This window comes from Pseudoalteromonas sp. Z1A6 (assembly GCF_011378745.1).
Taxonomy (GTDB): Bacteria; Pseudomonadota; Gammaproteobacteria; order Enterobacterales; family Alteromonadaceae; genus Pseudoalteromonas; species Pseudoalteromonas arctica.
The window spans coordinates 1-14,594 of sequence record NZ_WTKW01000003.1 but is presented as its reverse complement, the minus strand read 5'-3'; the positions used below and the strand labels follow the sequence as shown (position 1 = coordinate 14,594).

Annotated in this window: 13 protein-coding genes; 1 reads left to right on the top strand and 12 read right to left on the bottom strand. The window is 36.9% G+C overall.

The features are described from left to right. Positions 1-9 precede the first annotated feature (9 nt). From GQR46_RS00365 to GQR46_RS00320, 10 genes are read right to left on the bottom strand one after another with little or no spacing between them, the layout of a single operon-like run. Complete coding sequence (locus GQR46_RS00365; RefSeq protein WP_165739285.1) at positions 10-594, bottom strand: prepilin-type N-terminal cleavage/methylation domain-containing protein; 585 nt, start codon at positions 592-594, stop codon at positions 10-12. Between the two features lies 1 nt (position 595). Beyond that, entirely contained in the window at positions 596-1,816 is a 1,221-nt protein-coding gene (locus GQR46_RS00360) for a type II secretion system F family protein (RefSeq protein ID WP_165739283.1), read from the bottom strand. Beyond that, complete coding sequence (locus tag GQR46_RS00355) at positions 1,803-3,530, bottom strand: GspE/PulE family protein (RefSeq protein ID WP_024589866.1); 1,728 nt, start codon at positions 3,528-3,530, stop codon at positions 1,803-1,805. Before GQR46_RS00355 ends, GQR46_RS00360 begins: the two co-directional genes overlap by 14 nt. Beyond that, the gene (locus GQR46_RS00350; protein ID WP_165739281.1) at positions 3,527-4,669 is read right to left on the bottom strand and encodes a tetratricopeptide repeat protein; all 1,143 of its coding nucleotides are present in this window, start codon (positions 4,667-4,669) and stop codon (positions 3,527-3,529) included. The genes GQR46_RS00355 and GQR46_RS00350 overlap by 4 nt, the downstream gene beginning before the upstream one ends. Continuing rightward, a complete protein-coding gene (locus GQR46_RS00345; protein ID WP_165739279.1) occupies positions 4,666-5,568 on the bottom strand; it encodes an AAA family ATPase in 903 nt (300 codons plus the stop codon). The genes GQR46_RS00350 and GQR46_RS00345 overlap by 4 nt, the downstream gene beginning before the upstream one ends. Before the next feature lie 2 nt (positions 5,569-5,570). Then, positions 5,571-7,235 (bottom strand): pilus (MSHA type) biogenesis protein MshL, encoded by a 1,665-nt coding sequence (gene mshL, locus GQR46_RS00340; RefSeq protein ID WP_101217852.1) that lies wholly within the window; start codon positions 7,233-7,235, stop codon positions 5,571-5,573. After that, positions 7,213-7,536 (bottom strand): hypothetical protein, encoded by a 324-nt coding sequence (locus GQR46_RS00335; RefSeq protein WP_007586318.1) that lies wholly within the window; start codon positions 7,534-7,536, stop codon positions 7,213-7,215. The genes mshL and GQR46_RS00335 overlap by 23 nt, the downstream gene beginning before the upstream one ends. Further along, the gene (locus GQR46_RS00330; protein WP_010553778.1) at positions 7,514-8,209 is read right to left on the bottom strand and encodes a hypothetical protein; all 696 of its coding nucleotides are present in this window, start codon (positions 8,207-8,209) and stop codon (positions 7,514-7,516) included. Before GQR46_RS00330 ends, GQR46_RS00335 begins: the two co-directional genes overlap by 23 nt. Beyond that, positions 8,206-8,805, bottom strand: coding sequence for a PilN domain-containing protein (locus GQR46_RS00325; RefSeq protein ID WP_225305713.1), 600 nt, complete (start codon positions 8,803-8,805; stop codon positions 8,206-8,208). Before GQR46_RS00325 ends, GQR46_RS00330 begins: the two co-directional genes overlap by 4 nt. Further along, complete coding sequence (locus GQR46_RS00320; protein WP_007586312.1) at positions 8,802-9,725, bottom strand: hypothetical protein; 924 nt, start codon at positions 9,723-9,725, stop codon at positions 8,802-8,804. The genes GQR46_RS00325 and GQR46_RS00320 overlap by 4 nt, the downstream gene beginning before the upstream one ends. A 76-nt stretch (positions 9,726-9,801) precedes the next feature. Between GQR46_RS00320 and GQR46_RS00315 the strand changes: the two genes are divergently transcribed. Further along, positions 9,802-10,710, top strand: a complete 909-nt coding sequence (locus tag GQR46_RS00315) for a pyridoxal-phosphate dependent enzyme (protein ID WP_165739277.1) — start codon at positions 9,802-9,804, stop codon at positions 10,708-10,710. Here GQR46_RS00315 and GQR46_RS00310 read toward each other — a convergent pair. Together GQR46_RS00310 and GQR46_RS00305 are read right to left on the bottom strand one after the other, a co-directional pair. After that, entirely contained in the window at positions 10,707-12,326 is a 1,620-nt protein-coding gene (locus tag GQR46_RS00310) for an EAL domain-containing protein (protein ID WP_165739276.1), read from the bottom strand. The genes GQR46_RS00315 and GQR46_RS00310 overlap by 4 nt on opposite strands. A 513-nt stretch (positions 12,327-12,839) precedes the next feature. Then, on the bottom strand, positions 12,840-14,594 hold a 1,755-nt coding region (locus tag GQR46_RS00305; RefSeq protein ID WP_240922877.1), incomplete at its 5' end, for a response regulator.

Below are 14,594 nucleotides of genomic sequence, written 5' to 3'. Positions count from 1 at the left end.
TTTAATTACTTAGTTTTTAAATATTTTTACTTTGCCTGTTTTAGCAAAGTATGAAAAACCTGTTAAACCTGATATTTCACCCGTATTGGTAGGTATACTTTTAATATCAATGGTATGAGTTAAATAATAGACGCATTGCGTACTTTCTGCATTGTACCTAACTAAAAAACTTACACTTTTTATTATCGATATTTCACTACTTGAGGTACTACTTGGTGCATCTTGTAAAATTACATTTAATACTTGGCGGCATTTATGAGCATTTATAGACTCTGCACGAGTATCTTTTTTTTCTGTTTCGTCACTCGTTGGTGTACCTAACGATCCATCAACACCAACTATTACTCCTCCATAATTAACAAATGTTTTATTTGACTTACTATTTGGCCTCCCTTCTAACTCCCATTGACCTCTAACCATCCCAACAGCCGATGAAAAACTACCCGCAATAGCATCTACGCTTGCATTATGCGCTTGATTTTTAATACCTATATATTGAGGTATAGCAAAGCTCAAAATTACTGCCAGTAAAATAACAACAATAACTAATTCAAATAATGAGAAACCTTTTGAGTAAGCTATGGTTGTGTTCACCTTAATTCCCTTTGATTGCCGACATCATGTTCCACATAGGCATAAAAATACCCAACGCTAAAATCAGCACCATAATGGCAACAAACACAGTTAAAATAGGTTCTATTTTTGCAGTTAAGCTTCGTAAATCATAATCAACTTCACGCTCATAATAATCAGCTGCTTCTTGAAGTAACTCATCAACCCGACCGGTTTCTTCACCTACAGCGACCATCTGTAATACAAGCTGAGAAAACAGCTCAGAACTTTTTGAGGCTCTAAGTAAGCTATCGCCTTTTTCTATATCTTGGCGCATAGTAATAATCGCTTTTTCCATATAGCTATTATCTACGGCATGCGCTGTTAGCGATAACCCCGTGGTCATAGGTACACCAGAGCGCAATACCATAGCTAGACTTTGGCTGTAGCGCGCAAGCAATGTGCGTTTTAAAATATCGCCAATAAATGGAATTTTTAATTTATATTGATCCCACTTAAAACGTCCTGGTTCTGTATTTAAATAACGCTTCCACGCAAATACCGCTCCAATACCCATTACCAACAATAACCACCAGTAATTAACAAAAAAGCTGCTAGTACCAATTAATATTTGAGTCATTAACGGCAATTCGGCATCGAATTTGGCAAACATGCTAGCAAAGGTAGGAATTACAAAAATATTTAAAATAACCATAGCTGCTACAAGAGCCAAAATAACAAAAGTAGGGTAGCGCATTGCTGCTTTTATACGTTTGCGGGTTTCCTGTTCTTTTTCAAAATAAATAGCGAGTTGATAAAAAGCATCCTCTAATCGGCCAGAACCTTCACCAACCATCACCATTGACACGGTTAAACGGCTAAACACCAAGTTATGCATGGCCATTGCACTGGATAAGTCACGGCCTTGCTCAAGCTGCCTAGTAACTTCCATCAATACATTTTTGAATTCTTTATTTTGTGTTGTATCTGCCAATCCAACCATTGCTCGTATAATTGGAATACCTGCTTTTAGTAGCGAATACATTTGCCTAGAAAACATAATCATGTCGTCTAGCGTTATTTTTTCGACAAATAAGTTATCGAAAATTTTAATGTTATTTTTTGTTTCAACTAAAGAAATTGATATGGGTATAAATTGACGCTTCATTAAACTATCAGCTACACCAGCTTGGTTACTTGCTTCTAATTGGCCTTTTACTAATACACCTTTGCTGTCTTTCGCTTTATAGCTATATAGTTGCATCAATATCCCCTACTATTTCGGGGATATATTCAGCCACTTTAAATACTTCATCTAAAGAGGTAATACCTTTCTTAGCATAATTTAATGCCATTGCTGAGAGTGGCGAAAAGTTTGCGCTATTTTTAGCGGCTTTCGCAAAACCTTGTGTGTCGTTAACTCGTAAGGCATCCATCATTGCATCATCCATTTCGAGCAACTCAAAAATACCTACACGTCCTTTATAACCAGTGTGATTACATGCAGTGCAACCTTGCCCTTTAGAAAATTGAGCATCTGTAATCTCTTCGCCTAAATATTTTAACCAACTTATTTCTTGGCGATCTGGCAAGTACGGTACTCTACAATCATTACATACCCGCCTTACTAATCGCTGAGCAATAATCGCGCGTAGGGAGCTTGCCACCAAGTAAGCCGGTGCACCCATATCGATTAAGCGCATAGCGCTGGTAATTGCATCATTGGTATGTAACGTTGATAGTACTAGGTGGCCTGTTAAAGCGGCCCTTAATCCAATATCTACGGTTTCTTGGTCACGCATTTCGCCAACCATTATGATGTCAGGATCTTGCCTTAGAGCGGTCCGTAAAATACTGGCAAAACTTAGCCCTATTTTATTATTTATTTGTACCTGGTTAATACGGCCAATACGATACTCAACGGGATCCTCTACTGTAATAATTTTACTTTCTTGTTGGTTTAACTCACTTAATGCACCATAAAGTGTGGTTGTTTTACCCGAGCCTGTTGGCCCAGTAACTAAAACCATGCCATGTGGACGTTTTATAATGCTGCGCACACGTTTTAATATGTGTGCCGGCATGCCTGTTTCATCTAACGATAGTAATCCTGCAGATTGATCAAGCAAACGCATTACAACTGATTCACCATGCTGAACCGGCATGGTAGATAGGCGCACATCAATACTATGACTGCGCACTTTTATATTAAACCGGCCATCTTGAGGGAGGCGTTTTTCAGATATATCTAATCCCGACATAAGCTTTAAACGTAGCACTAGTGCCGATGCTATTTTTACTTGGTTAAGAGTGTGCTCTTGTAATATTCCATCTACACGTTGACGAATGCGAAGCAAACCTTCATCTGGCTCAATGTGAATATCAGATGCGCGAACTTGCACAGCATCCTCAAATATTGATTGCAGTAACTTTACGACGGTTGCATCAGATGTCTCATCACCTAAAGAGTTTAAATCAAATTCTTCTACGTCTTGATATTCTTCATGGAGTTGTGCTGCAAAGTTGGTAATTTCATCTGTGCGGCGATATACGTTGTCAAACGCAGCCATGATTTGGCTTTCTTGTACAACAGCTAAATCTATTCGTTTAGGAGCAAGCATAGTCGCAAGTTGATCAAGGCCCCTTAAATCAGCAGGATCGCTCATCCCGACCAAAACAGAGTCACCATTGTCTTCAATTACTAATGCTCTGTAGCGACGTGCATAAACCTCAGATAAAAGCTTAGATACATCGTGTGATATTTTTCGCTGTGATATATCTAAAAAAGGTACCTGTAATTGCTGCGCTAAAAAGCGTAATAATTGTGGCTCACTAATAAACTCAAGTGTAATAAGTGTCGAACCTAATTTACGGCCCGTTGCAGCTTGAACATTTAATGCTTCACTTAGTTGCGCTTCGGTGATCATGTGTTCGTGAACAAGTAAATCGCCTAAGCGCATTTTTAAACTAGGTCTCATACGGCCTCCTTTAGTGCAACTAAACGCTGTAATGCATGCTGGGTCATAGCGGTATTTAACCCACCTAAATCTAGAGCCACCTTATAAAGCTGTTTAGCATCGAGGTACTCTCCTAGTGCATCTTTTGAGGTTGCAAGTGCAAGCCACCACTTTGCTTGACTAGGCTGGAGCTGTGTAAGATGTTTAAAGCTTTCAAGTGCTTTATGGTGCTTACTCGCACTTTGCGCAGCAGTACCTTGCAGCACCCAAAAATCAAGATTCGCCTGGGATTCAAATTCATCACTTAAAAGCAGTAATACCCCTTCATACTGTTGTTGCATAATGAGTATTTTGCTTAGCATTACACGCCATTCAAGTACGTTAGGGTTTTGGCGAATACCTGATTGCAAAACCTGCTCTGCCGAATTTATATCTTGTTGTTTAAAGTAAGTTGCAGCCAGTAAATTTCGAGCCTCAACATGTAAAGGCGATTGCGCTAAAATAATGTTTAAATCACTAATAGCTTCGTTGTATAAGCCAAACTGTATTGCCTGTTTAGCTGCTGCTAATTGATCGACCAATAAAGCCTGTGGTGACTTAGTTTCTGCCGCGCTTTTGATCATAGTATTTTGTGGCTTAGTTTTAGTCACTGAAGTAATTTTTGGCTTGCTGACAATAGCTTCACTAGCCACTAACACATTATCTTTAGCTAGTGCAGGGCTTTGTTTAACCTCGGCAATTACAACCGGCTCAGCCGTTGGTTGAGAAACCAGTAATGTTGCTTCACTCAACTTGGATTCAGCTAAATCATTCACTTCTGGTTTTATTTGCTCAACTTGCACAGCCTTCTTCACAACTTCTTGCTCAACTAAAGGCTCTACAGTGCTTTTTTCATCTTGAGAATCAGATAAATTAGAGCTCAAAACCGCGACCATTTTTTGCTGTGGTAGCACAGACTCACGTTGAGTTTCTTTTTTGTCGGCGGTCGGTAAATACAGGTATGCTAAAAAAATGACACTTAGCATAATAAGTAAAATTGCGGCTTTAAATACAATGTTTTTTACATCATATATTGGCTTTACGCTTATACCTTCTTGAATATTCACTTGTTTAGCTTCACGTTGCTCAATATTTTTAAGCATATTATTTATAACGCTCATAACCACTGCCTCCATACCCATATGGCAGCAATAGCTAAAACACTAAACATTAACGCGCTGTAGCTCCAATATTGACCGGTTCGATATTTTGCGCAGTCTTCGGTATCTTTTATGGCAAGCTGAATATGGCGATTTGTTATTGTATTTAGCCCTTCACCGTAAGCTTGTAATAGTGCTTTGTGGCATAAAATATTAACTAATCTAGGAATTCCACGGCTTGCTCTGGTAATCTTAAGCCCCATACTATTATTAAATAAAGGAGGTCTATTAAATCCTGCAACTTGTAAGCGATGATTAATATAATAAACAACCTCAGCGCCAGTCATCGCCCGTAATTTATACGAAAAACTAATACGTTGGCGTAACTGCCTTACTTTATTGTTTGCCAGTTTTTCATCAAGTTCAGGTTGCCCAAATAACACAACTTGAATCAACTTTTCGCTTTCTGTTTCTAAGTTTGTAAATAACCTCAGCGCCTCTAGAGTCTCCCAACTCAAGCATTGCGCCTCATCTATCAAAAGCACTACGCGCTCATTATCTTCTTGTAAGTCGAGTAAGTAATGATTTATAAGCTGCCCTAGTGCTTGTTGATCCAATGCTTTATCTACATCCATACCCAGCTCAATTGCAATCGCCCATCTAAGCTCTTCAGGGCTTAAATAAGAGTTAGGCAAATAAGCCACAATGTAATCTGGCTCAAGTTGGTTTAATAGCTTTCTACAAAGCAACGTTTTACCAGTCCCAACTTCACCGGTGACTTTAATAAACCCTTCACCCATTTCAATGGCTGTTGTTAGCACTTGCATCGCTTCGTGGTGCGGTTCAAGTGCACAAAAAAATTGTGTGTTAGGGGTTAATGTGAAAGGCATTTCACTTAAATTAAAAAAGCTTAAATACATAGTTAGTTTTCATACCATGTTTTTAAAAGCTGACGGCTTTCACCTTGTTGTTTTTTCCAAGTATCGGGCATAACAACGGTTGGTTTGATTAAAATAATTAGTTCTTTTTTCTCTTGGCGTTTACGAATACTTTTGAATAAGTTGCCAAATATGGGGATATCACCCAGCACGGGTGTTTTTGATTCTTCATCCTGTGTTGACGTTTGCATCAAACCACCAATAACAACTATTTCGCCACTTTGAGCGCGAATAACGGTATCTGACTCTCGAATGTTGCTTTGCGCTAGAGGTAACTCAAAACGTTGATCGTCTAAAGTAATTACTTTTAGCTGCTCTTCTGTTTCAGTTACTGAAGGGTGAACATGCAAGATGACTGAGCCGTACTTGTCAATTTGCGGCGTTACATCAAGGGCAATACCAGAAAAGAACGGTGTTAAATCAATCTCAGGCGAGGTAGTTGTAGCAGTACCAGTTACCGTCGTACTTGATACATTAGTAACAAAGTATTCGTCTTGCCCTACTTTTATAACTGCTTTTTGGTTGTTTGTAGCCGTAACGCGAGGGTTAGATAACATTTGCACATCACCTTGGGTTTCTAGCAAATTAATAACCCCGTTAAAGTCACCCTTTTGAATTGTCAGCGATGACGCTCCGCCAATGGCAGCCGAAATACTATTACTAATTGTAGAACCCGCTGTTGTAGCAAACGAAATACCGCCTTCTAAACCACTGGCTATGCGCTCCCAGTTGACCCCTTGTTGGTACTCATCTTTTAAGGTTACTTCTATTATTTTTGCTTCTAGAATAACTTGGCGTTGCAGGTTTTCTTGGCTTTGACGTAAAAACTCTTTTAGCTGACTAATTTCGCTTGGTAATGCATTTACGGTTACCAAACTAGCTTGTGGGCTTGCAACAACATAGCGCCCATCGCTTGCGCCAATTAAAGACTTAAGGGCAACTTCTAATTCCTTCCAAAAATCGTTTTTATTAATTGTTTGGATTCGAGAACCATTCAAATCTAAGCTTTGATTATCGCCGCCAAATTCACTATTTTGCTGGTTACTATTACCTGAACTTGAACCACTCGAACCACTGCCACTTTGTGCAAATTGACTCACCCCACCAGCAACAACACTCACTGTAGACTGTCCATGGCGTTGCATCATTAAATAATTTACAGGTATTGTTTCTGTGCGCATTTTGGCTGGTAGTACTTGTACAATTCGTCCTTCATTAACAATATCTAAAGGATACATACGCTTAATAACATTAATGACTTCATTAAACGTAACGCTTTTAAGATTTAAATTAATTGTGCCATTTACCTCAGGATGCACAGCAACACTAAAAGGGGTATCGTCTGTTAAGCCTGCAAAAAAAGCGCCTATTTCAACATCATTTGCTGCGACATCAAAACGCTTTATAGATAAATCATCACTTATAGTTTGCTCATTATTTATAGATGACAATAAGCTTTGTGTAAGTTCGCTTGGCATTTGTAAAGGCACAATTACTTTAGGCTCTGTAGGTCTTTCAGATAACTCTTGCTCTATATGATTTTTAACCTCTTTACCTGGTTTAAAGCTATGGCACGCAGTTAAAAATGTAGGTAACAATAGAAGAACAAGCCACGGATGAGATAAATTATTTTTTAATTTCATAGTCATATAATTCTAATTTTATTTGTTTATCATCATTTGCTAACACAACCTGTTTTGAGTTAATGCTTAGCACCCGAAAATCATCTACAGCATCACCAACTCGATAAATATGGCCTGAAATAATGGCCTTAAATGCTGTACTGTTTTTAATAATAGATTGCAATTTAAGTTCTGTACTTTGCTTAACTGGACTATTGTTACTCACAAACATATTTGGCTGAGTCGGATCGCGAAGTTGCGCAAGCGCACTCGGCGCAATAATGTAAAAAGCCAAAGTACAAATACTATAACGCGATAAATTTTTCATTAGCGCTCACTGTAGCAATTTGTAAAGTTAATTCAGCCTGAGGGTACTCTAGTACCTGATAACTAAACTCTTGTATTAATAACTTATCTTGATTATTTTTTAATGCGGCTAAATATTTTTGTAAGCTAAAGTAGCTACCTTGCAAAGTAACTACCATCTGATGCTCAAAAAATAATGTTTGCGTATCATGTTCACCTAGTTTTTCTACATCGATAGCCCGTGCTGGTTTTACATTAAAGCTACTCACTTTTACGTCGCTACTATCTACGAGCAAATCTTTTAAAACGGCAGGTACATTTTTAGCAGCTACAAAGCCTTGGCTAAAACTATTAAGTTGATTATTTATTTCGGCTAATTCATCTCTGGTTTGTGCAATTTGACCGCGTAAAACCTTAGTGTAGTCGTAGTTTAGTGCTTGGTTTAACATGGAGAGTTGCGCATTTATCTGCTGTAACTCTTGCAGCGTTGTATTGTGCTTTGAACGTATGTTGGCAACTTCATCTTGCTGTGGAAAAATAACGAACCAGAGACCGAGGTAAATCACTATAAACAAACCAACAAATAAGGTGGAATACTTCTCACGTTTTTGCAGCGATGCAAACTGAGCTTGGTATTTGACCCATAATGGCCAACCTTTATTTTTATTATTCTGGCTACTTGTTGTTTGGCTCATGGCTTATCGCCCTCATCACTAAGGTCTGTCGCTACATTAAATTCACTCACACCTGCTTGCGTAGATAACTCTAAAACTGAAAACTCTTTATCAATAAAAAATGGCGACTGTTTTAAATTATCAAACCAAATTGGTAAGAATTTTGATTGCGATGTTTGACCTTGAAGCGTCACACTTTGCCCTACAAACTTAATGTGGGTCAGCCAAATATTAGGTTCATGATACTTAGCTAAATCGTGCATTACCTGTGCGTAATCGGTTGCAGACTGATCTGAACTTTGCTCTAAATAGCTAAATATTTGCTGCTTGTGCAAAACCTCTTGCTGAAGTGTTTTTAGCTCATTAATAAAGAGTGTTTTATTTTGTTTCTCTGCTAACTGCTGTTTTACAACTTCTAACTGAGCTTTTCCTTGTTTGAGGTACTGCCTATTTTGTTCTAAATCAAGCTCACTAGAATATGTTTTATAACTGTAAAAAGCCCACGTGATTGCAATAATTAATAGCGCACCTAACCATAACGTAATCATTCCAGACAAAGGGACTGGGTCTCGCCGTACGCGTAAGGTTTTTTGATAAAAGTTAATCCGGGTTTTCATAGCACAGACTCAGGATCTGTTAATTGATAGGCTGCCCCAAGCGCATAATAAAAATTTGGCTCTAATTGCTGCGCTAATTCTAAGTTAGGCTCAAAATCTACAACTTTTACTTGTAAAAACTCTGCAAGCCCGGCTCTGAGAGTTAATGAAGATAAATCATCGCACTGTAACTGAATACTGCGAATTGGTGGTTGCTTGAGCTGGCTTTCAAAAAAGTCCATAGAACGCTGAATTTCTAATCCTAACGCTTCTACCAATTCTTGATTTTGATCCTTATCTGAAATACCCAAAAAACCATTTAATCGCCTAGCTAATACTAATTGCCCATCACGAATAATTAAGATTCGAGGTTCATGATTAGCATGTTGCACAATCAGCATATGCGCCTCTTTGTATGAGCCAAACAAGGTAACTAAAACCATTTCTTCAGAGGTCATTGCACGCAAAACAGGTTTAGTTTGTTCAAAACTGTCTATAAACGGAAGTAGTTGCAGCTTATTCGTAATAAACACATTCATTTTGCTGCTTTGCATCGGTAATGTTATTGGATAATCGATAAAATCAGCCACAATATTTTCAGAAGCTATATCAACTAAGTCTTTTGTAGTCCAAGGGAGTGACTGAATAATTTCTTCATCACTAAGGTTTGGTTTATCCATTTGCACTATTTGATAAAAGTAGTGCGGTATGACTAAATTAACTGCACAAATATCAGTAGAAACCTCATTTGTACAAGCAACAATTGCAGCGGTATAATCGGTTTGCTCAGACACATTTACACTGTGAGAACTGTGAACCATCCATTGGTCGCGTTGTTTTTTTAAACATACTGCGTTAACAGTATCTGCGTAAGTTGCAACACCAATAGCTGTATTTGGATCTAAACTACGATTTAACCATGAAAACAGCTTTTCTTTCATATAGCTACTATTGTTAATTGTGTATGAAATAAGTGTCGTACATTTTAACTACTTTGCCAAATTGAAAACCAACAAAATGCATGAAATATTCAAAATAGATGAAAATAACTATATTCAACAAATAGATAGCTCGTTTCTAAAAAAGAGAAATCTTTATTTAGGTATAAAACGTGATGATTTGCTCCATCCGCTAATAAGTGGCAATAAATGGCGTAAATTGAAATATAATTTAGCGTACATGCAAAAGATAAATAAAACAGAACTTCTGACTTTTGGTGGTGCGTTTTCAAACCATATTCACGCCTGTGCAGCTGCCGGAAAAGAATTTAATATAAAAACTCGCGCGATTATTCGCGGACCTGAACTGGATAACAACAATCCAACAATCCAATTTGCAAAACATTGTGGTATGAACCTACATGTAGTTAATCGTATAGAGTATCGAAAACGCCACGACACCGATTACCTTAATGCTCTGCAAGAGCACTTTCCAAATGCTTATATTATTCCTGAAGGTGGTACAAACGAGCACGCCTTATTAGGGTGTAAAGAGTTAGTACAAAGCTTACCTGAGCATAACTACTTAGTGTGCCCTACCGGTAGTGGTGGCACGCTTGCTGGATTAATAGAAGGCAGTGCTTCAACAACACAAGTGATTGGTGTAGCAGTATTAAAACAAGCTAATTATTTAAAAGAAGAAATAAAAAAGCTGAGCGCTAAAGCTAATAATCAAAACAACTGGCAGTTACTCACAGAGTTTCATGGTGGCGGCTATGGTAAGTTTTTACCTGAGTTATGGCAGTTTTGCCAAGATATGAGCCGCACACATAATCTACCACTTGAGCCTATTTATAGCGGGAAAATGATGTATGCATTATGGCAGCTTATTGAGCAAGATTATTTCCCATCTGGGAGTAAAATTATTGCGGTTCATACTGGCGGGCTTCAGGGGCTAAATGGACTTAAATATAGAGGATTAATTTAATTAAATACCGCTTGCGTAAACTCTTGAAGTGGCTCTGAAAAGTAAAACCCTTGAGCTCCCACCACTCCCAATTTGGCAAGCGTAAACAACTCTTTTTGAGTCTCTACGCCAACTGCATACACAGGTAAATTTAAAAGGTTTGCGGCTTCAACTATCTTTTTTATTCGCCTTTGATTTTGAGTTTTTTCATTTAATAAATGAATTAGTTCGTATGATAATTTAAGTCCGCATACTTGATTATAATTAGCTAATACAGCTACTTTCTCACTACTTTTTACATTATCAATCACAACTTGTGAACGGCTTTTTTTAATTACATTAAGTGCATTAGTTATCGATTCTCTATGAGTAAAAAATTCTGCCTCACTTATTTCAAATTGTAATTTAGTATTTAACTTAAGCTCTGCCATTTGATTGGCTAACCACTCCCAAAATACAGTATTAAACCAATTTTTAGGGTGTAGATTTACACTAACTGTTAAGGCCGAAGGTTCACTCAGCATTAGCTTTTTAACTTGTGTTATTACTGCTTTATCTAATATTAAAGCGTCTTGATTACTATAAACCTGATTAATAAAATAACGAGCAGCTAGTAAACCAAGTTGGCTATGCCTAACCCTGATAAGAGCTTCATGTTCTAAAATTTCCCCGCTAGAGAGCTCAAATAAAGGCTGGAAGAATAATATAAATTTATTCTTTTTAATATTTTCGATAACTTGCTTACTAGAAAGTGGTTTTTCTTGACAGTAATTTAACGCTAAGCGGTGAAAGTGCTGTACTGAGCTGTTTTGCGATAGCATAAGTGCTGATTTTGCTAACTGATAAACCGCAATTTTATCTGCGCCTAATCGATAGTCGCACGCACCTATTTTAATGTTTTTATGAGTTATACTTTTTTGATAATTTTGGCATAGTAAAAACACGCACTGATGAAGCTTTTCAACGTAGCTGTCTAACTCGGGAGTAGGTATATGTGGCAAGGTGACGGCTAAGTAACTGGAATTTAGTATTTTTACCGACACATCTTTAAATTCAGTCAATTTTCTAGTGATTAACACTTTAAAAATAGCTTCTTTATCGGTTTTCTTATCAAAGTCACATTCAATGAGTAAAAATAAGCTATGTGATGCTCTATTAACCCCATACAAAGAACTTAATTCGCATTTTTTTACTTGTTTAATTAATCGTATTTTATTTTGTTTTTGTTCAATAATTTTAGTAGGTTGTATCATTGTATTTTTGGGCGTAATTTTACGGCTTACATTCAATAACCCCCACCAGCGATAAGACCAGCCAGCGGCGCCTAATATGATCAAGTTTAGCAATATAAATAAGTAACTTTGTGTTACCCAAGCAGGATAGTGATAGAGGCTCAAACTTAATGTTTTGTAAGAAAAAACTTCGCGCTCTATATTCACTAAATGCCTAAAATGCTCTGCAGGCTTTGGCACCTCCAACACAAAACCTTCACTTTTAGCTAATGCGGCTAACACTTCATTGTTTATAGAAGGAGATAAATTCAGCTCGTAAACGTGTTTAACGAACTGCTGCCCAGAAGCATGAACTTTTTGATGTAATGCATCATTTAAAACGAAATTAAAACTAATAAGTATCATTAAAAATAAGACAAAAGAGATACCTTTGAAGTACTTGAAAAGCCAGATTTTACTCTTTTGCATAGCCTGCCACCCGTTAAATTATTAACTAAAGTGTTGTTCAATATCTATAGAAGTACAAGGCTATAAACTAAGTTTAAACGTTTATTAATAGCGCTAAACAAAAAACACTCAGATAAACGAGAACTTACAAAAACAAACAACTATGCCCTTTATTTTATAAATAGATTAAATTGAATCCTCAAGCTTAAGCGCGTTTTGTTTGTACTATGTGCAGCGAAGCTGTGTGCTTTGTTTATAGTGCCTAACTCACTAACTTCTGACATTGATAATTCAACCTTTGCTGAAATAAACATATGGGGAAAAGAATGTATGAGATTTCATATAGCAACCGATGGTCAAATTCTATTTTATGAATTGTCTTTTTAAGTTATCCAAAATAGGCTCAAGCAACGGGAGACATTACGATAGGTACTTAATATGGATAATTATTAAATCACTTTAATGGCTCAGCTATTTATTTAAACAGCGGATTATAGTTTCACGTAATTTTTGCGCTTTAATTGGTTTTGCAACATGGGCATTCATGCCAATGGATAAGTATCGTGTAATATCATCTTTCATAACGTTAGCTGTTAAGGCGATTATTGGGATGTTTGCGATAGTTTCGTCATTATCACTACGAATAATTTGACTCGCCTCAACACCATCCATTATAGGCATATGAATATCCATCAAAATAATATCAAACGCTTCCGATTTTACTATTTGAATACATTCCAATCCATTGTCGACCAAATGAATTTGGGCACCAGCATTTTCAAGTATATTTGTAACGATTATTCTGTTGATCGAGTTATCTTCCACAACTAATATTTTGATACCCGCCAGTGACTTTTCACTGACGATATTGGCTACAGGTGCTTTATTTATAGAGCCCACCACTTTACGTTCAATCGCCTCATACAAAACACTCGTATATACAGGTTTATGCAAAATAGTTTGTATACTGACTTTCTTGCCTGCATCATTAATTAAACTTTCATCACTCATTGTAAGTACGATAATCTTGCTATAAAGCTGGGGGCTAATACTATGAATACGTATTAAAAAGGTTTCGCAACTCATCGCTGGCATTGCCCTGTCAACAATAATGGCTTTAAATTTTTCTTTATTCTGCTCAATAATATCAATAGCTTGTTTAGCAGATTGACAGGCCGTACATACCAGCCCCATAGCCGTTAGCTGATTTTCAATTACCTTAAGATCATCTTCATTATCATCTACAATTAATACCTCAAACGGATCAGTAAAAGTTAGGTCGGGAGTGTTATCAATCAACGCTTGGTTATTCAATTTCACCTTAATCGAAGCTATAAATTCACTACCTACACCTTGAGTACTTTTTACCGTTATATCCCCACCCATCGATTGGCATAAACGCTTACTTATAGTTAAACCTAAACCTGTGCCGCCAAACTTCCTGGTTGTAGAGCTGTCAGCTTGAGTAAAAGATTCAAATAAATCGGTAAGGCTTTGCTCAGCAATCCCAATACCGGAATCCTTAACAATGAAATACAAACAAACGCTCTTAGGATCAGCTAACGATCTTTTTGATTCTATTAATACAGATACAAAGCCGTGTGTAGTAAATTTAATTGCGTTAGAGCATAAATTTAGCAGTACTTGGTTTATTCGAACTACATCACCTATTAAATCAAGTTTAACCTCTTTACCAATGACAATATCAAATGTAATCCCTTTGCTTTGAGCTAGCTCATCAAAAGTTGCTTTTATGTAGTCAACAACCGAATTTACAGAAAAAGGAAATTCCTCAAGGTTAATATTTCCAGACTCAATTTTTGAAAAGTCTAAAATATCGTTAATTACAATGAGCAGCTGGTCAGAAGAATATTTTATTTTATCTAAATACTGTTTTTGTTCTGGTGGTAAATTGCTGTCTAATAAAATATTAGTAAGTCCAATAACACCATTCATTGGAGTTCTAATTTCATGGCTCATATTAGCTAAAAAGTCTGATTTTATTGACACTGAATGTTCAGCTTCATTTTTTGCAATTAACAACTCTTCCGTTCGCTGCTCAACTCTATATTCTAATTTAAGTTTTTCGCTATCAAGTTCCTTTAATAATTGAACCCGCTTACTATTTAAAAGTAGTACAAAAGCTAAAAAACCACTCAATATTGTGATTACTGCAATTGCGCTATAAATAAGCATTTTATTTTGTTCGAAATATGAAGGTTGATT